Source organism: Microbacterium galbum (assembly GCF_032464915.1).
GTDB lineage: Bacteria > Actinomycetota > Actinomycetes > Actinomycetales > Microbacteriaceae > Microbacterium > Microbacterium galbum.
On record NZ_JAWDIS010000001.1, the window covers coordinates 430,428 to 453,134 of the forward strand.

Annotated in this window: 17 protein-coding genes; 8 read left to right on the forward strand and 9 right to left on the reverse strand. The window is 70.6% G+C overall.

What is annotated here, in order from left to right:
• The first annotated feature begins 161 nt into the window (after positions 1-161).
• Positions 162-3,851 (forward strand): multifunctional oxoglutarate decarboxylase/oxoglutarate dehydrogenase thiamine pyrophosphate-binding subunit/dihydrolipoyllysine-residue succinyltransferase subunit, encoded by a 3,690-nt coding sequence (locus tag RWH45_RS02185; protein ID WP_315994581.1) that lies wholly within the window; start codon positions 162-164, stop codon positions 3,849-3,851.
• A gap of 222 nt (positions 3,852-4,073) precedes the next feature.
• On the opposite strand, the gene RWH45_RS02190 is transcribed toward RWH45_RS02185, so the two are convergent.
• Genes RWH45_RS02190 through RWH45_RS02210 form a run of 5 tightly spaced genes read right to left on the reverse strand, consistent with a single transcriptional unit; the run spans position 4,074 to position 10,121 of the window.
• On the reverse strand, positions 4,074-5,375 hold the full coding sequence (locus RWH45_RS02190) for an alpha/beta hydrolase (RefSeq protein ID WP_315993289.1): 1,302 nt from the start codon (positions 5,373-5,375) through the stop codon (positions 4,074-4,076).
• Positions 5,372-7,882, reverse strand: coding sequence for a bifunctional lysylphosphatidylglycerol flippase/synthetase MprF (locus RWH45_RS02195; RefSeq protein WP_315993290.1), 2,511 nt, complete (start codon positions 7,880-7,882; stop codon positions 5,372-5,374). The genes RWH45_RS02190 and RWH45_RS02195 overlap by 4 nt, the downstream gene beginning before the upstream one ends.
• Before the next feature lie 36 nt (positions 7,883-7,918).
• The gene (locus RWH45_RS02200; protein ID WP_315993291.1) at positions 7,919-9,223 is read right to left on the reverse strand and encodes a GNAT family N-acetyltransferase; all 1,305 of its coding nucleotides are present in this window, start codon (positions 9,221-9,223) and stop codon (positions 7,919-7,921) included.
• Positions 9,224-9,276: 53 nt separating this feature from the next.
• Positions 9,277-9,519, reverse strand: coding sequence for a zf-HC2 domain-containing protein (locus RWH45_RS02205; RefSeq protein WP_315993292.1), 243 nt, complete (start codon positions 9,517-9,519; stop codon positions 9,277-9,279).
• Complete coding sequence (locus RWH45_RS02210; RefSeq protein WP_298875749.1) at positions 9,516-10,121, reverse strand: sigma-70 family RNA polymerase sigma factor; 606 nt, start codon at positions 10,119-10,121, stop codon at positions 9,516-9,518. Before RWH45_RS02210 ends, RWH45_RS02205 begins: the two co-directional genes overlap by 4 nt.
• Positions 10,122-10,233: 112 nt before the next feature.
• On the opposite strand from RWH45_RS02210, the gene aroA reads away from it, so the two are divergent.
• Genes aroA through bcp form a run of 3 tightly spaced genes read left to right on the forward strand, consistent with a single transcriptional unit; the run spans position 10,234 to position 13,112 of the window.
• Positions 10,234-11,580, forward strand: coding sequence for a 3-phosphoshikimate 1-carboxyvinyltransferase (aroA, locus tag RWH45_RS02215; RefSeq protein WP_315993293.1), 1,347 nt, complete (start codon positions 10,234-10,236; stop codon positions 11,578-11,580).
• Between the two features lie 3 nt (positions 11,581-11,583).
• Positions 11,584-12,642: a ribosome small subunit-dependent GTPase A gene (rsgA, locus tag RWH45_RS02220; protein ID WP_315993294.1), complete on the forward strand. Its 1,059-nt coding sequence runs from the start codon at positions 11,584-11,586 to the stop codon at positions 12,640-12,642.
• Positions 12,639-13,112 carry a thioredoxin-dependent thiol peroxidase gene (gene bcp / locus RWH45_RS02225; RefSeq protein WP_315993295.1) on the forward strand — a complete coding sequence of 158 codons (474 nt, stop codon included), beginning with the start codon at positions 12,639-12,641 and terminating at the stop codon, positions 13,110-13,112. Before rsgA ends, bcp begins: the two co-directional genes overlap by 4 nt.
• Positions 13,113-13,166: 54 nt before the next feature.
• Here the strand turns inward: bcp and RWH45_RS02230 are convergent, their stop codons facing one another.
• Positions 13,167-13,547, reverse strand: coding sequence for a histidine kinase (locus RWH45_RS02230; RefSeq protein WP_315993296.1), 381 nt, complete (start codon positions 13,545-13,547; stop codon positions 13,167-13,169).
• A 211-nt stretch (positions 13,548-13,758) separates the two neighbouring features.
• Between RWH45_RS02230 and RWH45_RS02235 the strand changes: the two genes are divergently transcribed.
• Complete coding sequence (locus RWH45_RS02235; protein WP_013583608.1) at positions 13,759-14,007, forward strand: WhiB family transcriptional regulator; 249 nt, start codon at positions 13,759-13,761, stop codon at positions 14,005-14,007.
• Between the two features lie 133 nt (positions 14,008-14,140).
• Here RWH45_RS02235 and RWH45_RS02240 read toward each other — a convergent pair whose 3' ends face one another.
• Positions 14,141-15,637 (reverse strand): sensor histidine kinase, encoded by a 1,497-nt coding sequence (locus tag RWH45_RS02240; protein WP_056226906.1) that lies wholly within the window; start codon positions 15,635-15,637, stop codon positions 14,141-14,143.
• A 225-nt stretch (positions 15,638-15,862) separates the two neighbouring features.
• On the opposite strand from RWH45_RS02240, the gene RWH45_RS02245 reads away from it, so the two are divergent.
• Both RWH45_RS02245 and RWH45_RS02250 read left to right on the forward strand, forming a co-directional pair.
• The gene (locus tag RWH45_RS02245; protein WP_315993297.1) at positions 15,863-16,144 is read left to right on the forward strand and encodes an excisionase family DNA-binding protein; all 282 of its coding nucleotides are present in this window, start codon (positions 15,863-15,865) and stop codon (positions 16,142-16,144) included.
• Positions 16,145-16,282: 138 nt separating this feature from the next.
• The gene (locus RWH45_RS02250; protein WP_315993298.1) at positions 16,283-16,717 is read left to right on the forward strand and encodes an Rv3235 family protein; all 435 of its coding nucleotides are present in this window, start codon (positions 16,283-16,285) and stop codon (positions 16,715-16,717) included.
• 238 nt (positions 16,718-16,955) lie between these two features.
• Here RWH45_RS02250 and RWH45_RS02255 read toward each other — a convergent pair whose 3' ends face one another.
• Both RWH45_RS02255 and secA read right to left on the reverse strand, forming a co-directional pair.
• Positions 16,956-18,182 carry a pyridoxal phosphate-dependent aminotransferase gene (locus RWH45_RS02255; RefSeq protein WP_315993299.1) on the reverse strand — a complete coding sequence of 409 codons (1,227 nt, stop codon included), beginning with the start codon at positions 18,180-18,182 and terminating at the stop codon, positions 16,956-16,958.
• A gap of 223 nt (positions 18,183-18,405) precedes the next feature.
• A complete protein-coding gene (secA, locus tag RWH45_RS02260) occupies positions 18,406-21,204 on the reverse strand; it encodes a preprotein translocase subunit SecA (protein WP_315993300.1) in 2,799 nt (932 codons plus the stop codon).
• A gap of 184 nt (positions 21,205-21,388) precedes the next feature.
• Here secA and RWH45_RS02265 point away from each other — a divergent pair, with 184 nt between their 5' ends.
• On the forward strand, positions 21,389-22,702 hold the full coding sequence (locus RWH45_RS02265) for a coiled-coil domain-containing protein (protein WP_315993301.1): 1,314 nt from the start codon (positions 21,389-21,391) through the stop codon (positions 22,700-22,702).
• Positions 22,703-22,707 lie beyond the last annotated feature (5 nt).

A 22,707-nucleotide genomic window follows, 5' to 3' on the forward strand; every position in this document is an offset into this window, starting at 1 on the left:
CATCCACTCCATCACACGATCCGAAAGTAAAGGCCTCATCCAGGCCGAGGTCGTTCTCCCAACCTCGGCTAGGCTGGCAGATGCGTTGGACGCTCGGCGTCTTCGACGGCGACGTCGGCGCATCCACAGGAATCTTCATCGAGGAAAGCAGGCGATCGACTGTGTCGAGCCAGGTGACGGGCGTCGGTACTTCGAGCGAGGGCGAGTTCGGCGCGAACGAGTGGCTCGTAGACGAACTCTACGAACAGTTCAAAGTCGACAAGCACTCCGTAGACAAGGCCTGGTGGCCGATCCTGGAGGCGTACCACCCGGTCGTCGACGGATCCTCGGCCGCCGCTCCCCCGCCCGCCGCGCCGACTTCGGCGCCGGCGTCCGAGCCCAAGCCGGTGACGGCGCCGATCCCCGTGGTGGGACAGGCGCCCGTCGCCCGCACCACGGCCAAGCCGGCCAAGCCGCAGCCGATCCCGGCGCAGGCCCCGAACGCCGTTCCCTCGGCGGGCTCCGAGAGCACCGAGGAAGACCGCGTGACGGTGCTGAAGGGGATGCCGAAGGCGCTGGCATCCAACATGGACGACTCGCTCACGGTCCCCACCGCGACGAGCGTGCGCACCATCCCCGCGAAGCTGATGATCGACAACCGCATCGTCATCAACAACCACATGTCGCGCACGCGCGGCGGCAAGGTCAGCTTCACGCACCTCATCGGCTGGGCGCTCATCCAGGCGCTCAAGGAGTTCCCGAGCCAGAACGTCTACTACGCCGAGATCGACGGCAAGCCGTCCGTCGTGGCACCCGCGCACGTCAACCTGGGCATCGCCATCGACATGCCCAAGCCCGACGGATCCCGCGCGCTCCTGGTGCCGAGCATCAAGCGCGCCGACACCCTGACGTTCGGGGAGTTCCTCGCGTCCTACGAAGACCTCGTGCGCCGCGCCCGCGGCAACAAGCTGACCCCGGCCGACTTCCAGGGCACCACGGTCTCGCTGACCAACCCCGGCGGTATCGGCACGGTCCACTCGGTCCCGCGCCTCATGCGCGGACAAGGCGCGATCATCGGCGCCGGCGCCCTCGACTACCCCGCGGAGTTCCAGGGCGCGAGCGAGAAGACGCTCAACGAGCTGGCGATCGGCAAGACGATCACCCTCACCAGCACCTACGACCACCGTGTCATCCAGGGTGCGGGCTCGGGCGAGTTCCTCAAGAAGGTGCACGAGCTGCTGATCGGCCAGCGCGGCTTCTACGACGACATCTTCGCCGCCCTGCGCATCCCGTACGCGCCCATCCACTGGGCCGCCGACATCAGCGTCGACATCTCCGAGCGCATCGACAAGAGCGCCCGCGTGCAGGAGCTCATCAACTCCTACCGCGTGCGCGGCCACCTCATGGCCGACATCGACCCGCTCGAGTACGTCCAGCGCACCCACCCCGACCTCGAGATCGAGTCGCACGGGCTGACCTTCTGGGACCTCGACCGCGAGTTCGTCACCGGCGGCCTCGGCAACAAGCGGGTCGCGAAGCTGCGCGACATCCTCGGCGTGCTGCGCGACTCCTACTGCCGCACCATGGGCGTGGAGTACATGCACATCCAGGACCCGGCGCAGCGCCAGTGGTTCCAGCGCAACATCGAGGTCAAGTACACCAAGCCCGGGCACGACGAGCAGCTGCGCATCCTCTCCAAGCTCAACCAGGCCGAGGCCTTCGAGACCTTCCTGCAGACGAAGTACGTCGGCCAGAAGCGCTTCAGCCTCGAGGGCGGCGAGTCGCTCATCCCTCTGCTCGATCAGATCCTGCAGGGCGCCGCCTCGGCCAGTCTCGACGGCGCCGCCATCGGCATGGCGCACCGCGGTCGCCTCAACGTTCTCACCAACATCGCGGGCAAGACCTACGGTCATGTGTTCCGCGAGTTCGAGGGCGCCGTGGCCGTGGGCAGCAAGCGCGGCTCGGGCGACGTGAAGTACCACCTCGGCACCGAGGGCACCTTCGTCGGCGACGCCGGCGACGAGCTCCCCGTGTACCTGGCGGCCAACCCCTCCCACCTCGAGACCGTCGACGGCGTGCTCGAGGGCATCGTGCGCGCCAAGCAGGACCGCAAGCCCATCGGCACCTTCTCGTGGCTGCCCATCCTCGTGCACGGCGACGCCGCGTTCGCGGGTCAGGGCGTCGTGGTCGAGACGCTGCAGATGTCGCAGCTGCGCGGCTACCGCACGGGCGGCACGATCCACGTCGTGGTCAACAACCAGGTCGGCTTCACCACCACGCCCACCGATGCGCGCACCTCCGTGTACGCCACCGACGTCGCCAAGACCATCCAGGCCCCGATCCTGCACGTCAACGGCGACGACCCCGAGGCCGTCGTGCGCGCCGCGGAACTGGCGTTCCTGTACCGCGAGGAGTTCCACCGCGACATCGTCATCGACCTCGTCTGCTACCGCCGACGCGGTCACAACGAGGGCGACGACCCCTCGATGACGCAGCCGCTGATGACGAACCTCATCGAGGCCAAGCGCTCGGTGCGCCGTCTGTACACCGAGTCGCTCGTCGGCCGCGGTGACATCACCGAAGACGAGTACGAGCAGGCGAAGCAGGACTTCCAGAGCCGTCTCGAGGTCGCTTTTGCGGACACGCACGAGGCCGAGACCGGGACCAACCCGGTCGTCACCACCGACGCGGCCGACGAGCCCGCCGTCGGCGCGCCCGAGACCACCGGCGTCTCGCGTGAGGTCGTGCAGCACATCGGCGACGCCTTCGTGAACAAGCCCGACGGCTTCACCGTGCACACGAAGCTCCAGCAGCTGCTCGACAAGCGCCTCGACATGAGCCGCAACGGCAACATCGACTGGGCCTTCGGCGAGCTGCTCGCCTTCGGCTCCGTGCTGATGGAGGGCACCCCGGTGCGTCTCGCCGGTCAGGACTCGCGCCGCGGCACGTTCGTGCAGCGTCACTCGGTGCTGCACGATCGCGACAACGGCCAGGAATGGCTGCCGCTCGCCAACCTCAGCGAGAACCAGGGGCGCTTCTGGGTCTACGACTCGCTTCTGAGCGAGTACGCCGCCATGGCGTTCGAGTACGGCTACTCGGTCGAGCGCTCCGACGCACTGGTGCTGTGGGAAGCGCAGTTCGGCGACTTCGCCAACGGCGCGCAGTCGGTCATCGACGAGTTCATCTCGTCGGCCGACCAGAAGTGGGCGCAGCAGTCGAGCGTCGTGCTGCTGCTCCCCCACGGCTACGAGGGACAGGGCCCCGACCACTCCTCGGCCCGCATCGAGCGGTACCTGCAGATGTGCGCGCAGGACAACATGATCGTCGCGCGTCCCTCCACCCCGGCGTCGTACTTCCACCTGCTGCGCCGCCAGGCCTACCAGCGTCCGCGTCGCCCGCTCGTGGTGTTCACGCCCAAGGCGATGCTGCGTCTGCGCGGGGCGACCAGCCCGGTCGAGGACTTCCTCGAGGGCCGGTTCGAGCCCGTGCTCGACGACGACCGCGGCATCGACCGCGGCGCCGTGAAGCGTGTGCTCCTGCACGCCGGCAAGATCCACTGGGACCTGCGCGCGGAACTCGACAAGAACCCGAACCCGGAGATCGCCCTGGTGCGTCTCGAGCAGTACTACCCGGCACCGATCGAGGAGCTGACGCGTGTGGTCGCGCAGTACCCGAACGCCGAGCTGGTCTGGGTCCAGGACGAGCCCGAGAACCAAGGCGCGTGGCCGTTCATCGCGCTCGAGGTGGCCGACCAGCTCGACCGCCCCGTTCGTCGCATCTCGCGCGCCTCGGCGGCATCGACGGCGACCGGCTCGCCCAAGGTGCACGCCAGCGAGCACGCCGCGATCATGAAGGACGCGCTCTCGCGCTGACCTCCCGCCGAGAAGGGGCCCGGACGACGGAAGTCGGCCGGGCCCCTTCCTCGTCCTCCCCGGAGCGCAGGAACGATCTCGTACGGCGCGCGTGCGGCGACGTCGACCCTGAGGAACATCGCCGCAACGCCGATCGTGGAAACGGGAGCTGCCGGACGGACGCCAGGATGCCGGCACCGCCCATCGCGGGCGGGCACGGAACCGCTCCCGTCGCCCCGCCTGTCAGGATGCCGGCGCCGCGAGCCCGAGGGTCGGCGCCATGGCCGGGATGGCGTACGCCAGGCTCCCATCGAGCGCTTCGCCGGTGTGGCCCGCGCCCTCGACGATGTGCGTCAGCACCGTGAAGCCTGCGGCGGTGGCCGCGTCGGCATTGTTCTGCTGTCCGGGGCCGTAGGTCGTATCCGCACTGCCCCAGGTGAACACGGCCAGGTGACCGGAGTACGTGCCGGCCGGCGCCGCGGCCATGATGACCGAGGGCTTGTTCGCCTGGAAGGCGGCGGCATCGCCGCCGTAGACGTCCGCGACGGTCTGCGCCACGTGCTCCGACCCGGGGAACTCGTTACCCATGACGTCCAGCAGCTGCCCCCAGGTGTCGGGGTACTTGGTGCCGTAGAGCGCCGCGCACGAACCGCCGTTGGAGAAGCCGCCGATCGTCCAGTACCGATGATCCGTGATGATGTTGAGATTCTGTTCGGCCCATTTCGGCACGAGCTCGTTGATGTACGTCGACACGGCGCCGAACTTCGCCGAGTCCACGCAGGCGGGATCGTCGTCGGGCGCGGTGAGCTGATCGACGACGATCGCGATGGGCGCGAGGCCCTTGTTCGCCGCGGCGAAGGCGTCGAGCGCCTTCGCCAGGGCGGTCGGATCGGGCGAGCCGGGTTGCCCCATCATGAAGACCAGCAGCGGCAGCGCGGGCGGGTTCGCGACCTGGGCGGCGGGCGGCAGATAGAGCGAGGCGTCCCGCGCCGCGTACTGTCCGGTCGGGATCTTGCTGCTGCCGGTCAGCGCGCTCACGGATCCCTTCGTCGGCATCCCAGCCGGCGGCTCCCACGTCTGGTAGAGCGTCGACGGATCGCCGGCGGTGTCGCCGCGCTGCGGCAGGGACGCCGGGTCGAGTGCCTGCACGCCCAGGATCGCGGCGAGATTGTGCGTGACGCCGTACGACGCGTTGACGCCGAGGGCCCCCGCCAGCAGCGCGGCGATGACCGTGATCGCGCCGATGAGCCGCCGCGGCCAGGGTCGGCGGAGGAGGCCGACGACGCCGACGGCGACCGCCGCCGCCGCTCCCGTCGCCCACCAGATCGCGCCCGACGGCAGCGGTCCTTGGAAGGTGCCCACTGCCTCGAGGATCTTCGCCACGACGAACATCACGATCGCCGCGGCGACGGCCACGACGCCGGTCAGCACGAGACGTCGCCGCCGCCACAGCAGCACGGCAACGACGCCGAGACCCGCGATCACCGCCGAGATCGGGAGCAACGGCGAGTCGATCAACTCGAACGACAGGATGAATCTGTTCATCGGCGCCCCTCCCACGCGGTCCTCGCCAAGGCGACCATCTCACGGCGAGAGGCGTCGGGCAGGTACGCGCGGCCGACGGCCGCCCCGATCGCGGGAAGCTGCAGCGGATCTCGGTAGGCCAGAGCCAGCGAGCGGTAGCGCGGGCGGAACTTGCCCTTGAAGCGGAACAGGGAGGCGAACCCGTACGCCGGCTCGAGCACTTCCGCGAGCCAGCGCAGCAGCGACCGCAGCGGAGCGGGGTCGCCGTCGACGGGCTCGTCGGGATCATCAGCCAGCGGTGCGCCCGACAGGCTGAGCACCACCGCGCCCTCCGCCTGCAGCTCCAGCGCCGCCTTGGCGATGAGGAACTCCATCATCCCGTTAGGACCGTCGGTGCGCCGACGCATGAAGTCGAGCGTCCAGCCGGTGATCTCGCCGTCGGTCCAGCTCGGCATCCAACTGGTGACCGCCTCGATGCGCTCGTCGGGGCCGACGGCCAGCAGCAGACGCACGTCGCGGTCGCGCAACTCGTCGAGGGAACCGAGGGTGAACCCCATCTCGGGAAGAGCGCGGTCGGCGACCCACTCCTCGTCGATCGCCACGACCTGCGACGCCTGCGCGACGGAGAGCTCGTGCCACCGCGACCACACGGCGGTGTAGCCCTCGCGCTCGGCGCGGGTGAGCGGTTGGCGCACCTTCTGCCACGTCTTGCCGGCGAAGCTGAGCCCGGGCAGGTCCATCACGGTCTCGACGCCCACGGGCACGTGTCGCCAGCCCAGCTCGACCAGGTCGTCGAGCGTCTCGGAGTGCACGCTGTAGAACGCGGGTGTCCACCCGTGCTCCACGCAGTAGTCGGAGAATCCGGTCAACGCCTCGGGCCTCCGCCCCGCCGGAACCAGCGGATCCGCGACGGCCAGGGCCACGTCGCCCGCCAAGCGGTACGCCACGGCGCACTCGCCGTCAGCCGAGTACCAGTGACGGTTGCCCTCCCAGGTGCCGAGGAACCCGAGGGTGTCGCTGCCGCGGCGCAGCAGGTCGCGATAGTGGGCCTCGCCGTCGGCGTCGGGTCGTCGCACGCGGCGGTACAGCCACAGGATGGCCGCCACCACGATCGCCCAGAACAGCACGCCGATCCATTGATAGGCGAACAACGCCGGACCGTGGTGCGGGAACGCCGTCCCCCCGCCGGGGTTGGTGAACGCGGGAGGGAAGAATCGGCGCAACGTCAGACCGAGAAGGTCGAGCACCGTCAACTCGCGGTCGAAGCTGCGACGTCCGACGGCCTCGACGATGAAGAGCGTCGCCGCGCACGCGAGGAACGCGAGTCCGATCACGGCGGCGACCGTTCGCGCCGCGGTGCGCGTGGCCCGCAGGGTGAAGCGCGCCCTGGCCACCACGAGGGCTGCGGCGAGGGCGAGCGGGATGAGGATGGATGCCACGGCCCACAGCACGTACTCCGCCCCGCTGCCGTCGACCCAGGGGTCGATGCGCAGTCGACCGTCGAGCAGCGAGACGACCGGGAGGACCGCCGATGCGGTCAGCACGAACAATGCGACGATCCACGCGGAGCGGCGTCCCTGACGCAGGCCCCACGCAGCGACCAGCAGCAGAACGAGCGGCGTGATCGCCAACAGCGCAGGCCCCGCGCCACGGGTCATGAGCAGCGCGACCTGTTCGTCGCACACCGACTGCGCCACCGAGCCGCACCGGCTGAGCAACTCGTCGTCGTATTGCGTGTAGGCGTCGACCACGAGCGACAGCGGCCCGCGACCGCCACCGCTGACGAGCGCGACGATCGGACCGCTGCCGACCACGGCGACCAACAGCGCGAGCAGCGTCCGCGTCTCGCGCGTGGAGCTGCGGTGCCACGAGCGGCGCTCGCGACCGCGGGAGAGGACCGACCCCACCCCCAGGCCGATGACGGCGGCGGTCAGGCGGTACCAGGAGTCGGCATCGCCCGCGTAGAGGGCGAAGAGGGCCAGCAGGGCGAAGCCCACCAGCCGCAGACGACGGCGCCACAGCGTGGGCGCGAGCGCCGACGCCGCCATCACGACGCCCGCGATGGGCGTCGTGGGATCGAGCACCGGGACCTCGGCGGCCACCACCGGGCGCAGGTCGGTCAACGTCCAGGCCGCCGCGTGCAGACCGATGCCGAGCGCCAGTCCGGCGACGCCCAGCACCACGAGCAGCACCCCCGTGCGCCGGGAACCGAGCAGACGCTCGGCGTACGCGAGCACGGTGAGGGCGAGCAGCAGCGACGACACGGCATCCACCGTGGAATCGGGGATGGCGAGAGCGGTCAGCAGGGTCCACCAGCGGCCGCTCGCGACGGTGGCGAGCGGTCCCGCGCCCCACGCGGAGGCATCCTCGCCCCACAGGGTGCCCGTCGCCGCCGCCGACGCGACGATGAGCACGCTCGCGATGAGGGCGACGGGGTTCTCGCGCGCGTATCGGCGGAGGATCGCCCGCAGCGCGTCGAGCCGCGCCGATGCGCGCGTGACGGGCGGGGAGGGAGGGGCTTCGGACATCGGCGGAATCGTACGGCGGGATCCTATGAACGAGCGTCAGTACCAGATGTCCAGCAGCGGGGTCGCCGCGGGAGCGAACGCGGCGTCGAGCGCGGCGAGCGTCCGGGCCTCACCCCGGACGAGCCCGGCGGACGCCAGCTCGGTGGCCCGGACCCCGCCCAGCAGCAGGGAGCCGAGGGCGCCGACCGAGAGGTCGACGTCGACCGGCGACCCCGCGGCCACCGCCTCGACGGCCGCCTCCCCCGCCTCATCGATGCGCACGGCCCAGACCCCGTCGGCGAAGCCGAGCGGGTCGTCGACCCGCGCGACCACCTCGAGCGGCGCCGCGTAGACCCGCGACGTCAGGGCACCCGGGATATCGAGCACGCGCAACCAGTGGTGGTCGGTGAGCGTCGCCGTCACCGCGCGGCGATCGGACACCATCCACTGCACCGGCGGCGCGGGGGCCTGCAGCCACGCCTTGACCTTGCCGACGAGATCGTGCTCGATCGCGAACCGCCACAACGCGGCGTAGGCGTCGTCGCCGTCGGCGAAGAGCGCCCGTACCGACAGGTCGTGCGCGGAGTAGTCGTCGGTCTCTTCGAGGGTGTAGACGAGGATGCCCCGCTCGGCGCCGTCGACGTCGCGGTAGACGACAGCCCGGACCTTGTCGGCCTCCTTGTCGCCGGGCGCCACCCCGGCCATCCCGCGCCACCGCCCGTCCCACCCCGGGACGGAACCCGGCCGTTGGACGCGGACGCGCTCGTGGATCGTGTGCAGCCGCTCCGCGATGCCGTCGCGCGGGATGAAGTCGAGCCGCCCCGGCGCCGTGGGCCCCGTCCATCGGGCACGCCGCGCGTCGACGACGACGTCGGAGGCCCACGCGGCGGGCGAGAATCCCCACCGACCGTAGATGGTCGCCTCGGTGACCGTCAGCCCGGCGAGCGCGAAGCCGGCCGCGGCCGCCGTCCGCAGCTCGCCGCCGATCATCGCGCGGGCGATCCCGCGCCGGCGATGCGTGGGTGCCACGGTCACCGCACTGATCGACCACAGATCGACGGCGCGACCGGGCGAGGTGGTCAACGTCGACGCCCACGAGTCGATCGTGCCGACGGGGACCTCGGGCTCACTGCCCGAGCGGTCGAACACCCCGGTCAGTCGGCGCGTGCGGAGCGTCTTGCGGGAGTTCGCGGCCTCGTCGTCGGTCGACTCCCCGCCGAGGAACCCTCGGGCCACCGCGCGCTGGAAGGGGCGGAAACCCCCGCCGTCGGCGTCGACCCGGGCGTATTCCAGACCGACGGCCGCCACCTCGGCGGCGGAGGTCTCGTCGAGGGGCAGCGTCAGCGTGTCGATGGATGCCATGACCCCAGCCTAGGGACCGCCTCCGACACGCGCCGCGTGCGTGCGAGAAGCGGTCAGTGGGTCGACTGGATCGCGCGCAGTCGCGAGAGCACCTGGTCGCGGAGCTCCTCGGGAGCGGTCTCCTTGCAGGCCCGCGCCACCACCTCGGTCAGCGTCCGGGCGATATGCGCCTCGTCCTGGCATCCGGGGCAGTTCTGCAGGTGCTCGCGGATGTCCTGCGCCTCGGTCTTGCAGACCTCGTTGCGCAGGTACTCCTCGAGGTCACGTCGCGCCTTGTCGCAGCCGCAGTCGCTCATTTCGTCTCTCCCGTCGCGGCCTGGATGCCGCGCTCCTTGGCGTAGTCCGACAGCAGGTCACGCAGAAGGCGTCGTCCGCGGTGCAGACGGCTCATGACCGTGCCGATCGGGGTTTTCATGATGTCGGCGATCTCCTGGTAGGCGAAGCCCTCGACGTCGGCGAGGTACACCGCCATCCGGAAATCCTCGGGGATCGACTGCAGGGCGTCTTTGACGACGGATGCCGGCATGTGGTCGATCGCTTCGGCCTCGGCCGAGCGGGCGCTGCTGGCGGTGGTCGACTCGGCCCCGCCGAGCTGCCAGTCCTCCAGGTCGTCGATCGCGCTCTGGTAGGGCTCGCGCTGCTTCTTGCGATACGTGTTGATGTACGTGTTCGTCAGGATGCGGTAGAGCCACGCCTTGAGGTTGGTGCCCTGCGTGAAGCTGGCCCACGAGCCGAAGGCCTTCACGAAGGTCTCCTGCACGAGGTCGGCTGCGTCGGCGGGGTTGCGCGTCATGCGCATGGCCGCGGCGTACAGCTGATCCATGAAGGGCAGAGCCTGCTCCTCGAACTGTGCGCGGGGCTCCACCTCGAGCGGGCCGGCGTCTGCGGTGTCGTTCATCGCGCGCCAGTCTACGTCGCGTGCCGCGACGGCCACCGGGACGGTCGTCGCGGTGCGGTCGCGCTCCAGAAGTGCGGTCACGTGTCGTCCCCTTTCAGTAGAGTTGGAACCGATGACTCCCCTCGGGTATTCCCCTTCCGCCGCCACTCCCCGCGGTGCGTGGGACGCGCCCGTCGCCGACCACCCCGTGGATGCCACGGTCACCGTGCCGGGCTCGAAGTCGCTGACCAACCGCGAACTCGTGCTCGCTGCGATCGCGGACGGCCCGGGCACGCTGCACGCCCCGTTGCACTCCGACGACTCCGCCCGCATGATCGATGCGCTGCGCGCTCTCGGTGTGGGCATCGAGGAGGTCGACACGGGGTCCCCCTTCGGCCCCGACCTGCTCGTCACCCCGCCTGCGACCTTCCGCGGCGACAGCGAGATCGACTGCGGCCAGGCCGGCACCGTCATGCGCTTCGTCGCCCCGCTGGCCGGTCTCGCCCGGGGCGACGTGCACGTCACGGCGCACGAGAGCGCCCTGCACCGGCCCATGGGGGCGATGATCCACGCGCTGCGCGACGTCGGGGTCGACATCGACGACGGCGGACACTGGGCGCTGCCGTTCTCGGTTCGCGGTCACGGTCACGTGCGCGGCGGCGAGGTCGAGATCGACGCGAGTCAGTCGAGCCAGTTCGTCTCGGGACTCCTTCTCGCGGCGGCGCGCTTCGACGTGGGTCTGCACCTGCGCCACGTGGGCTCGCGCCTGCCGAGCGTCCCCCACATCGACATGACCGTCGAGTCCCTCGCCCACCGCGCCGTGCACGTCGAGCGTCCCGCCCCCGGCGAATGGATCGTGCCGGCCGGGCCCGTTCGGGCGAAAGACGTGCACATCGAACCCGACCTCTCCAACGCCTCGCCGTTCCTCGCGGCGGCGATGGTCACCGGCGGATCGGTCACGATGTCGGGCTGGCCGCTGCACAGCACGCAGCCCGGCGCCCTCCTCGTCGACATCCTCGCCGAGATGGGAGCCCGCGTCAGTCGCCGCGGCGGTGCCCTCACCGTCGCGGCGGGCGACGACGGCATCCTGGGGGTCGATCTCGACCTGTCCGCCGCCGGTGAGCTCGCGCCCACCCTCTTCGGACTGGCGGCGTTCGCCGACGGCCCGACCACCCTGCACGGCATCGGGCACATCCGCGGGCACGAGACCGACCGCATCGCCGCCCTCGTGGGAAACCTCCGTTCGCTCGGCGGCGAGGCGCACGAGCTCGAAGACGGCATCCGCATCGTGCCTCAGCCGCTGCACGGCGGCGAGTGGAAGGCCCACCACGACCACCGCCTCGCGACCACCGGTGCCCTCATCGGGCTCCGTGTCCCGGGCGTGCAGATCGACGACATCGGCACCACCGCCAAGACGCTTCCCCAGTTCGCGGGTCTCTGGCGCGCGATGCTGGGCCCGGATGCGGATGCCGGGAACTGACGCGTGAGCTGGCTCGACGACGCGGACGACGACGACCTGGAGTTCGACGAGTCGTCGATCCGGGTGCGTCCCAACCCCAAGGCCAACCGCCCGCGCACGAAGCGGCGCCCGGCGCACGCCGACGCGCAGATCGCGCGCGTGCTCGGAGTCGATCGCGGGCGCTACACGGTCCTGGTCGATGAGGACGGCCCCGACGAACGGCGCGTGCTCGCCACCCGGGCGCGCGAGCTGCGCAAGCAGCCCATCGTCAACGGCGATCGGGCGCGCGTCGTGGGCGACCTCTCGGGCGACGAGGGCACGCTCGGGCGCATCGTCGGCATCGAGGAGCGCACGTCGCTACTGCGCCGGAGCGCCGACGACACCGATCAGGTGGAGCGGGTCATCGTCGCCAACGCCGACCAGATGCTCATCGTCGTGGCGGCGGCCGATCCCGAACCGCGGGAGCGCCTCGTCGACCGCTACCTGGTCGCGGCGCTCGATGCCGGCATCCGCCCGCTCCTCGTCGTCACCAAGACCGACCTGGCCGACCCGAGCGAGTTCCTCTCGCACTTCGCCGGCCTCGATCTCCGCGTCTTCACGAGCGCGCAGGGCGACATGCCGCTCGACGAGATCGGCGAGGCCATCGCCGGCCACGCGACGGTGTTCGTCGGGCACTCGGGCGTGGGCAAGTCCACCCTGGTGAATGCGCTCACCGGCTCCGAGCGCGCCACCGGACACGTCAACACCGTCACCGGTCGAGGCCGCCACACGTCGTCTTCGGCCGTATCGCTGCGCTATCGCGGCCCCGCCGGTTCGGGATGGGTCATCGACACACCCGGCGTCCGCTCCTTCGGGCTGGGCCACGTCGACCCGGCGCACGTGCTGGGTGCCTTCACCGACCTCGCGGAGGTCGCCGAGGAGTGCCCCCGCGGGTGCACCCACCTGCCCGATGCCCCCGACTGCGCGATCGTGGAGGCGGTCGAATCCGGGCGCCTGGGTCCGGGGGCCGCCGCGAGACTCGATTCCCTGCAGCGCCTGCTGACGACGTTCCAGGGCATCGAGCGCTCTAGGCTGGACGGGTGACGAACCTCGATAAGGGCGACACCGCGCCCGATTTCACCCTTCTCGACCAGGATGAGCACCCCGTCTCGCTGGGCGACTTCCGCGGACGCCGCGTGATCCTGTACTTCTACCCCGCCGCGCAGACGCCCGGGTGCACAACGCAGGCATGCGACTTCCGCGACAGCCTGGCTTCGCTGCAGGGCGCCGGGTACACCGTGCTCGGCATCTCGCGCGACACCCCCGAGAAGCTGCGCGCGTTCCGCGACAGCGACGGGCTCACCTTCCCGCTGCTGAGCGACCCCGACCACGCGATCCACGAGGCGTACGGCGCGTGGGGCGAGAAGCAGAACTACGGCAAGACGATCACCGGCGTCCTGCGCTCGACCTTCGTCGTCGACGAGGACGGCAAGATCGTCGAGGCCCTGTACAACGTCAAGGCGACCGGACATGTCGCGCGTCTGCGCAAGACGCTCGGTCTCGACGCCGCCTGACTCCGAGCTCCGAAGGCCCCGCCCCGCTCTCGCGGCCGGCGGGGTCTTCTCACGTCAGTCGTCGTCTCGACGCCGCGGGGCTGCGGCGCGGACCGCGAGGACCAGCAGAATCAGCCCGATCACCGCCGGGACGGCGATGAGGAGCGCGATGCCCGGCGCGGCCCACTCCCCCGTGATGGCACCGATCGCGACCGACAGCACGAGAAGCTGGGTGACGATGCCGCCCGACCGACCGGCCGACACGTCGCGCGCGGTGGCCACCCCGAAGGCGGCGACGATCGCGGCGCCGATCACCGTCAGGACGATCAGGGCGATGGAGCTCACCACCGAGTCGGTGTCGCCGCCGATGAGGGCGACGGTCTGCCATCCGGCGAGCGCCAGGATGCCGACGGCCTCGAGTCCGAGGAGGGCGGCGGCCGCCAGGCGAATGGGCATCCGAGAGCCTCCCCGACGGGCGCGGCTGCGCCGTTACGATCCGGAAACCTGCCGGTTACCTCTTGATCAGGCGGAATCGCTATGGGAGCATGGAACAAGCCGTGTGCTCCCACAGCGAAGTGGGGCGAGCAATCGCTCGCGTTCCCACCAGGGTACCGGACCCGAATCCCGGTGCCGAATCGTCGAAATTTCTGTTACAAGGAGCACCCCTATGGATTGGCGCGACAAAGCAGCCTGCCTGACCGTCGACCCCGAACTGTTCTTCCCCGTCGGCAACACCGGCCCCGCGGTCGACCAGATCGAGAAGGCCAAGTCGGTCTGCGCGCGCTGCACCGTCACCGAGGTCTGCCTGCAGTACGCCCTCGAGTCCGGTCAGGACTCGGGCGTCTGGGGCGGTCTGAGCGAAGACGAGCGTCGCGCGCTCAAGCGCCGCGCCGCTCGCGCCCGCCGCGCCTCCTGACCTCACGGCATCCGCCGTTCGACGAAGCCCGTCCCTCCGGGGGCGGGCTTCGTCGTGCCGCGGGTGGGAGAGGCGCGCAGACCTCGCCCCGAGAACGGCGGGACTCCCGCGTACCCGCGAGCAACGCGATGCCTCAGGCGGACGAGCCGCCGATGTAGCGCAGCGGGATCTCGATGGTGACCTCGGTTCCGCTGCCCATCAGCGTGTGCCAATCGATGGTTCCTCCGAGCTCGCCCTGGATGAGGGTGCGCACGATCTGCGTGCCCAGGCCGCGGCCCACCTGGCCCTCGGGCAGGCCGACGCCCGTGTCGCGGACGCTGACCTCGAGCATCTCGCCGGTGCGTTCGGCGGCGATCTCGACGTCGCCCTCCTGACCGGCGAGCCCGTGCTCGACCGCGTTGGTCACCAGCTCGGTGAGCGCGAGCGCGAGGGGCGTGGCGAACTGGCTGGGCAGCGTGCCGAACTTGCCCGTGCTGCGCGTGCGCGCGCGGGTGTTGGGGGCCGCCGCGACCTCGGCGACGAGCTTGAGCACGCGCGCGAAGACGTCGTCGAAGTCGACGTTCTGCGCGAGGCCCTCCGACAGCGTGTCGTGCACGACGGCGATGGCCGAGACCCGTCGCATGGCCTGCGTGAGCGCGTCTCGCGCCTCGTCGGAGTGCGTGCGCCGCGCCTGGATGCGCAGGAGCGACGCCACGGTCTGCAGGTTGTTCTTCACCCGGTGGTGGATCTCACGGATCGTCGCGTCCTTGGTGATGAGCTCCTGCTCCTGGTGGCGGATCTCGGTGACGTCGCGGCTGAGCACGATCGCGCCGATGCGGTTGCCGCGATCGCGCAGGGGGATCGTCCGCAGCGAGACCTGCACGCCGCGCGCCTCCATGTCGGCGCGCCACGGTGCGCGCCCGCTCACCACGACCGGGAGCGACTCGTCGACGTCCTGTCGCTTCGCCGGCAGGATGCGAGCGGTGACCTCGGCCAGCGACTCGCCCTCGAGCTCGTCGTCGAAGCCCATGCGATTGAACGCCGACAGCGCATTGGGGCTCGCGAAGGTCGTGATCCCGTCGACGTCGAGACGGATCAGTCCGTCCGACGCGCGCGGGGCTCCACGACGAGGTGCGGTCGGCGCGGACAGGTCGGGGAACTCCGCCGAAGAGATCATGCCGAACAGGTCGTCGGCGCAGTCGTTGAAGGTGATCTGCTGACGCGACGGCGTGCGCGTCTCGCCGAGGTTCGTGTGCCGGGTCAGCACGCCGACCGTCGTGACGGCGTTGCCCTCGCGCGAGAGCTCACGCACGATCGGCACCGCACGCACGCGCGTGGGGGTCTCCTCGAACCAGTCGGGGGATGCCGAGTCGACGATGCGTCCGCTCTGGAACGCCTCGCGCACCTGGGTGCGCCACTGCGGACGTACCCGGTCGCCCACGATGTCGCGGTAGAACAGCGTCGCCGCTCCCCCGGGCCGGGTGTGCGCGACGGCGACGAAGGAGTCGTCGGGGGTCGGGACCCAGATGACGATGTCGGCGAAGGCGAGGTCGGCGAGCAGCTGCCCGTCGCCGGCGAGGCGGTGCAGCCACTCGACATCCGCCTCGCTGGAGCGGCCCTGGGCGTAGACGAGTTCGCTGAGTGTCGACACCCCTCCACCCTAGGGGCCGCTCCCGCGTCGTCGCGCGCCGCGCGACGCGGCGGACGCGTCGCGGGTGATGCGACGGGTGAAGGTCCTGTGTGTCCGGCGCCCTGGGGTGGCGAAAGCCGATCACGGAGGATTCCTGGGACCACCGCCGTTCCCCCGGTCGACCGCCCTTTCGCACGGGCGCGGGTGAACCCCGCACTCCCCCGGAAAGGGGGACATAATGACGGGATGCCGGTTGATCCCTCACCCGAAGAGAGATTCGTCGCACTCGAGCACGCCGCCGCCGCCCTCGCGCTCACGCCCGACGAGATCGTCGCCCTCGTGCACGAGGGGCACCTGCGAGGAGCCGCCCTCGGCTCACCCGCACGGTGGCGCATCGACCGCGACAGCGTCGACGCCTACGTCGAGGCCCGGATCGAGGACGCCCGCCGCGCGGCGCTCTGGCGGCAGTCGCAGGCCGCGAGCTTCCCCGAGCTCTGGGGCCGGGGCGAGCTGCGGCACGACGACTGACCGCGCCTCCTCCCCACCTCACCCCTCGCATCGGTCATCCACAGGTGGCGCATAAGCGCGGTGTCGTACGCCCACGCTCCCCTACGCTCGGCCGCACGTTCATCCGCACTCGCCGAATCCGCACGACGGAGGGGACCCATGTCACTCGCACCCGAACCCGACCCCGAACGTGCCCGTTCATCGCGACCGCGCGGTGAGGAGTTCTTCGCCCGGCAGAGGACCTCGACCGATCAGCTCCCCGCACCCGAGGTCTTCGTGCGAAACATCGTCCGCGGCATCCTCGAGGTCCTCGCCGGGGTGCGCGAGGTCGAGCAGCTCGCGCGCTGGCTGTCGGAAGAGGTCTACCGCTCGCTCGTGACGCGCGCCAATCTCGCCACCCGCGCCCGCAGCGCCCGTCGCGTGCCCGCCCGTCGAGACGTCCATGAGATCCGCAGCGTCCACATCTCCTCCCCCGCGGACGGGGTCGTCGAGGCGACCGTCACCGCGTCCGCGCGCGTCCGCACGCGTGCCATCGCCGTGCGCCTGGAGGGAATGGACGGACGCTGGCGCGTGACGGCACTGGGCCTGCTCTGAGCACTGTCGCCGCGCGGCATCCGTCGCGACCGGCGACGCCTCCGCAGGGCCGCCGAACGCCCGCCCCCTTCGGGGCGCGCCGACGCTCGCCGTGGCTCGGAGCTCGCCGTCACGGCGCGGGGCCCACGACGTGGCGCGGCCGGCCGCACATCGAGCACCTCCGGCGCACGGTGGCCGCCGAGGCCTGGTGCCACCGGCGGGCGCGTCGGGATCCGTGCGCCTCGCGGTTGGCGCCGCCCTACGGGCGCCAGGACGCGAGGAAGTTGCCAAGCCGCTCGATCGCGTCGCTGATGACGCGGGCCTCGGGCAGGGTGACGATGCGCACGTGGTCGGTCGCGGGCCAGTTGAAGCCCGACCCCTGCACGAGCAGCACGTGCTCGGCAACCAGGAAGTCGCGCACGAACTTCGCGTCGTCCGGGATCTCGTACACCTCGGGGTCGAACCGCGGGAACGCATAGAGCGCACCGCGGGGCAGCACGCACGACACCCCGGGGATGGCCTCGAGGCCCTGCCACGCGGCATCCCTCTGCTCGTGCAGACGACCCGAGGGCGCGATCAGCGCGTCGATGGACTGCACGCCCGACAGCGCCGCCTGCACGGCGAACTGCGCCGGCACGTTCGGGCACAGTCGCGTGGATGCCAGCAGGTTGATGCCGTGCAGGAAGCCCTGCGCGTGCTCCTTGGGACCCGTGATCGCGAGCCACCCCGAGCGGTAGCCCGCGACGCGGTACGTCTTGGACAGGCCGTTGAAGGTCAGCACGAGCAGGTCGGGCGCGATCGTGGCCATCGGGATGTGCACGGCGTCGTCGAAGAGGATGCGGTCGTAGATCTCGTCGGCGAGCACGAGGAGCGAGTTCTCGCGGGCGATGTCGGCGATGCCTTCGAGGATCTCGCGCGAATACACCGCGCCGGTGGGGTTGTTGGGGTTGATGACGACGATCGCCTTGGTCCGCGGTGTGATCTTCGACCGGATGTCCTCCAGGTCGGGCTGCCACTCGCGCTGCTCGTCGCACAGGTAGTGCACGGGCGTACCGCCGCCGAGGCTCGTCATCGCCGTCCACAGCGGGTAGTCGGGCGCGGGGATGAGCACCTCGTCGCCCTCGTCGAGCAGGGCCTGCATCGTCATCGTGATGAGCTCGGAGACCCCGTTGCCGAGGAACACGTGATCGGGGTCGAGGTGCGGGAACCCGGGCTCCTGCTCGTAGCGCGACACGACAGCGCGCCGCGCCGACAGGATGCCGCGGCTGTCGCTGTACCCGTGCGCGTTCGGCACCGAGGCGATCATGTCGCGAACGATCTGGTGCGGCGCCTCGAACCCGAAGATCGCCGGGTTGCCGGTGTTGAGCTTGAGGATCGCGTGCCCGTCGGCCTCCAGTCGATCGGCCTCGACGAGGGCCTCCCCGCGGATCTCGTAGAGGACGTCTTTCAGCTTGGACGACTGGTCGAGAGGGCGAAGCGGGCTCATCGGTTCAGGATATCCCCGGGCCGATCCGGCCAATCGACACCGGGTGGACCGCATGCGGTCGTCCCCGCCGGCGGCGGAGATCGTCGCGCGGATCCCGCGGGCGAGGGACCGTGACGACGGCGACCGCTGCGAAGCGGCGCCGAACGGGACCGCTGCGCGTGCGGGGGTGAACGACGGATGCCGTGCCCCGGCAGCGGGACACGGCATCCGTTCTTCGAGGGCCTTACTTCTTCTTCGCGGCGCGACGATCGGCGCGGTTGCCGGGTGCGGCGTCCGCGGGAGCGTCGGTGCGCTGGCCGAAGGCGCCGCGCGCGCCTGCCGAAGCGGCCTCGGCGGCCGGAGCCGCCGGCTGGGCCTGGCGGAGGCGGTTGGTCGCCGCCTGCTGCACCTGGCCGCGGTCGTTGCGCACCTCGACCTCGCCGGCATCGTTGGCCGCGGAGTACTCCAGGCGCTGCGTCTCGACCGGGGTGGGCGTCAGGCCCTTGGCCTCGACCTGCGCCGCGGGCTCGCCCTCGACGCTGCGCACCTCAACCTCGAGGTTGTACAGGAAGCCGACCGACTCCTCCTTGATCTGCCCCATCATCGACTGGAACATCTGGTAGCCCTCGCGCTGGTACTCGATGAGCGGGTCGCGCTGGGCCATGGCGCGCAGGCCGATGCCGTCTTTGAGGTAGTCCATCTCGTAGAGGTGCTCGCGCCAGCGACGGTCGAGCACCTGGAGCACCACGCGGCGCTCGAGCTCGCGCAGAGCCTGCTCACCCAGGGCCTTCTCGCGGTTGTCGTAGGCGATGCGCGCGTCGGAGATGATCTCGCGCTTGAGCCCCTCGGGCGTGATCCGCCCCTTGTTGCCGCCGGCCTCGGCCACCACCTCGTCGATCGTGACGCTCACCGGGTAGAGGGTCTTGAGCTCGGTCCACAGGGCGTCGAAGTCCCACGACTCGGTGTGACCCGATCCGGTGTGGTCGTCGATGACGGCCGTGATGGCGTCTTCGATGAAGTGCTGCACGCGGTCGGCGATGTCGTCGCCCTGGAGCATGTGACGGCGGTCGGCGTAGATGGCCTCTCGCTGGCGGTTGAGCACGTCGTCGTACTTCAGCACGTTCTTGCGCATCTCGGCGTTGCGCGCCTCGACCTGCGACTGCGCGCTCTTGATTGCCCGCGACACCAGGCCCGACTCGATCGCGACGTCGTCGGGGAAGTTGGTGCGCGCGAGGATCGCCTCGGCGGCGCCCGACTGGAACAGGCGCATGAGGTCGTCGGTGAGCGACAGGTAGAACCGGCTCTCGCCGGGGTCGCCCTGTCGGCCGGAGCGACCGCGCAGCTGGTTGTCGATACGCCGGGACTCGTGCCGCTCGGTCCCGAGCACGTACAGACCGCCGGCCGCGGTGACCTTCGCCGCCTCCTCCGCGACGGTGTCGCGCATCGTCGTGTAGACGCCGTCCCATTCCGCCTCGTAGGCCTCGGGCGTCTCGACCGGATCGAGGTTCTTCGCCTTCATCTCCTGGACGGCGAGGAACTCGGCGTTGCCGCCGAGCATGATGTCGGTACCGCGACCGGCCATGTTGGTGGCGACGGTGACGGCGCCGAGGCGACCGGCGCGGGCGACGATCTCGGCCTCACGGGCGTGGTTCTTGGCGTTCAGCACCTCGTGGCGGACGCCCTTCTTCGCCAGCAGGCGGGAGAGGTACTCGCTCTTCTCGACGCTCGTGGTGCCGACCAGGACCGGCTGGCCCTTCTCGTGGCGCTCGACGATGTCTTCGACGACCTGGGCGAACTTCGCCGTCTCGTTCTTGTAGACGAGGTCGGCCTGATCCTTCCGGATCATCGGCTTGTTCGTCGGGATCGGGACGACGCCCAGCTTGTAGGTCGACATGAACTCGGCGGCCTCGGTCTCGGCGGTACCGGTCATGCCCGAGAGCTTGTCGTACAGGCGGAAGTAGTTCTGCAGCGTGACGGTGGCCAGCGTCTGGTTCTCGGCCTTGACCGGCACGCCCTCCTTCGCCTCGATCGCCTGGTGGATGCCCTCGTTGTACCGGCGACCGACGAGGATGCGGCCGGTGTGCTCGTCGACGATCATGACCTCGTCGTTCATGACGACGTAGTCGGTGTCGCGCTTGAACAGGGCGATCGCCTTGATCGAGTTGTTGAGGAACGAGATGAGCGGGGTGTTCGCCGACTCGTACAAATTGTCGATGCCGAGGTAGTCCTCGACCTTCTCGATGCCGGGCTCGAGCACGCCGATGGTGCGCTTCTTCTCGTCGACCTCGTAGTCGACGCCGGCCTCGAGGGTGCGGGCGAGCTTGGCGAACTCGGCGAACCAGCGGTTGGCCTCACCCGACGCCGGACCCGAGATGATCAGCGGCGTGCGCGCTTCGTCGATGAGGATCGAGTCGACCTCGTCGACGATGGCGAAGAAGTGCCCCCGCTGCACGAGGTCTTCCTTGCGCCACGCCATGTTGTCGCGCAGGTAGTCGAAGCCGAACTCGTTGTTCGTGCCGTAGCTGATGTCGGCCTCGTACTGCTCGCGGCGCACCTCGGGGGTCTGGCCCGCCACGACGGTGCCCGTGGTCATACCGAGCGCGCGGTAGACGCGGCCCATGAGCTCGGACTGATAGCTGGCGAGGAAGTCGTTCACCGTGATGACGTGGACGCCCTTGCCCGCGATGGCGTTGAGATACGCCGGGAGGGCCGCGGTCAGGGTCTTGCCCTCACCGGTCTTCATCTCGGCGATGTTGCCCAGGTGCAGGGCAGCGCCGCCCATGATCTGCACGTCGTAGGGACGCTGTCCGAGCGTGCGCTTGGCCGCCTCGCGGACGGCGGCGAAGGCCTCGGGCATGAGCTGGTCGAGCGTCTCACCCGCGTCGTAGCGGGCACGCAGCTCGATGGTCTCGTTGCGCAGTTCGTCGTCGGTGAGCTGCTCGTAGTCCTCTTCGAGGGCGCCGGTCGCCTTCACGACGCCCTGCAGGCGGCGCAGGATGCGGCCTTCGCCGGCGCGCAGCAGTTTCTCGAGCGGATTTGCCACGAAGAATCTCCATCTGTCGGGTGCGGCGCCCGCGCGGACGCCGGCCTGCGAACAGGCATACGCCCCTCATGCTATCCGTGTTACCCGTTCGTGACCTGCGAGGAGGCCGCAATCCGGACGTCTCTCTGCGCGCCCGTAGCGAACACACGGCGACGGCCGGGAACCCGCCGCTTAGGATCGAGCCATGGCCGGTTTCTGGGGCAAGAGGAAGCGCGAAGAGCAGGACGCGGCGGATGCCGATCTGGCACGTCGAGCCGAGCTCGCGATCGTCGCGGCCGACGAACGGGTCCGGCTCACCTCCGACGAGCTCGACTTCGCCCGCGCGGAACTCGGCGACAAGGCCACGGAGGATCTCGCGGCGGCCCTCGACTCCGTCCGCACGCACCTCGCCGAGGCGTTCCAGCTGCACCAGCTGAACCACGACGAGATCCCCGACACCAAAGAAGAGCTGCGCACGCGCAACGCCCGCATCATCCAGCTCTCGGAGTGGGCCGAAGACCTCCTCGAGGAGCGCACGCAGGTCCTGCAGCCGAAGATCGACGCCGTGCGTCGCGCGCCCGAGACCCTGGCGCGCGTGCGCGCCGACCGCGACCGCCTCGCCGCACGGATCCCCGGCGCGCGGGAGGTCGTCGAGCGCCTGTCCCGCCGGTACAGCGAGTCCGCTCTCGCCCAGATCGGCGGCAACCCCGATGAGATCGAGCAGCTCCTCGACTTCGCGGTGCACACCGCGGGCGTCTCGGAGCGACGCCGCGAAGCCGGCCAACGGGAGCAGGCCTCCGTCGCCCTCGAGGCCGCGACCGAGGCGGTCCGACGCGCGGAATCGCTTCTGGATGCCGTCGACACGTTCGAGATCGAGGCGCTGCGCGCCGAGTCGACCCTCGCCGCCGTCGTCGACGACTCGCGCACCGACCTGGTCGAGGCACGCCAGGGCGCGCAGACGCCCGCGGTGACCGCGGCGATGGCGACCCTTCAGCAGGCGCTCACCGCCCTTCCCGCGTCGGGGACGCGCAGCGACCCCTTCGCCGCGCTGTCGTCGCTGCGCCAGGCCAACGCCGCCCTCGATCTCGCCCGTGAACGTGCCGCGCGTCCGGTGCCGTCGCAGGAGCAGGTGGAGCACGCGATCGACGACGCCGATCGTCAGCTGGCGGTCGCGCGGGGCCTCATCACCGGGCACCGGGGATGGATCGGCGCCGATGCGCGCACGCGCTTCGTCGAGGCGGAGCGCCTGCGCGCCGGCCTCCCGCTCGGGCCGATCGCGGAGGACCAGCGCGAGACGGCTCTCGCCACCGCACGACGCGCCGGGTCGCTGGCATCCGAGGCTCTTCAGATCGCCCAGCGCGACATCGAGCAGTCCCGCCCGAACGACTGGGGCGGGGATGGCTACGGGCGCGGCGGCGGCTACGGACGCGGAGGCGGCATGGGCGGCGGCAACATGGTCGGCGGCATGCTCGGCGGTCTCGTCATCGGCTCGCTGCTCGGCGACATCTTCGACGGCTGAGCTCT

Bases quoted from the DNA above. Each gene is read 5' to 3' on its own strand.
- RWH45_RS02190 (WP_315993289.1), bottom strand. From the start codon at position 5,375: ATGAACAGATTCATCCTGTCGTTCGAGTTGATCGACTCGCCGTTGCTC.
- RWH45_RS02195 (WP_315993290.1), bottom strand. From the start codon at position 7,882: ATGTCCGAAGCCCCTCCCTCCCCGCCCGTCACGCGCGCATCGGCGCGG.
- RWH45_RS02200 (WP_315993291.1), bottom strand. From the start codon at position 9,223: ATGGCATCCATCGACACGCTGACGCTGCCCCTCGACGAGACCTCCGCC.
- RWH45_RS02205 (WP_315993292.1), bottom strand. From the start codon at position 9,519: ATGAGCGACTGCGGCTGCGACAAGGCGCGACGTGACCTCGAGGAGTAC.
- RWH45_RS02210 (WP_298875749.1), bottom strand. From the start codon at position 10,121: ATGAACGACACCGCAGACGCCGGCCCGCTCGAGGTGGAGCCCCGCGCA.
- aroA (WP_315993293.1), top strand. From the start codon at position 10,234: ATGACTCCCCTCGGGTATTCCCCTTCCGCCGCCACTCCCCGCGGTGCG.
- RWH45_RS02230 (WP_315993296.1), bottom strand. From the start codon at position 13,547: ATGCCCATTCGCCTGGCGGCCGCCGCCCTCCTCGGACTCGAGGCCGTC.
- RWH45_RS02235 (WP_013583608.1), top strand. From the start codon at position 13,759: ATGGATTGGCGCGACAAAGCAGCCTGCCTGACCGTCGACCCCGAACTG.
- RWH45_RS02245 (WP_315993297.1), top strand. From the start codon at position 15,863: ATGCCGGTTGATCCCTCACCCGAAGAGAGATTCGTCGCACTCGAGCAC.
- RWH45_RS02250 (WP_315993298.1), top strand. From the start codon at position 16,283: ATGTCACTCGCACCCGAACCCGACCCCGAACGTGCCCGTTCATCGCGA.
- RWH45_RS02255 (WP_315993299.1), bottom strand. From the start codon at position 18,182: ATGAGCCCGCTTCGCCCTCTCGACCAGTCGTCCAAGCTGAAAGACGTC.
- RWH45_RS02265 (WP_315993301.1), top strand. From the start codon at position 21,389: ATGGCCGGTTTCTGGGGCAAGAGGAAGCGCGAAGAGCAGGACGCGGCG.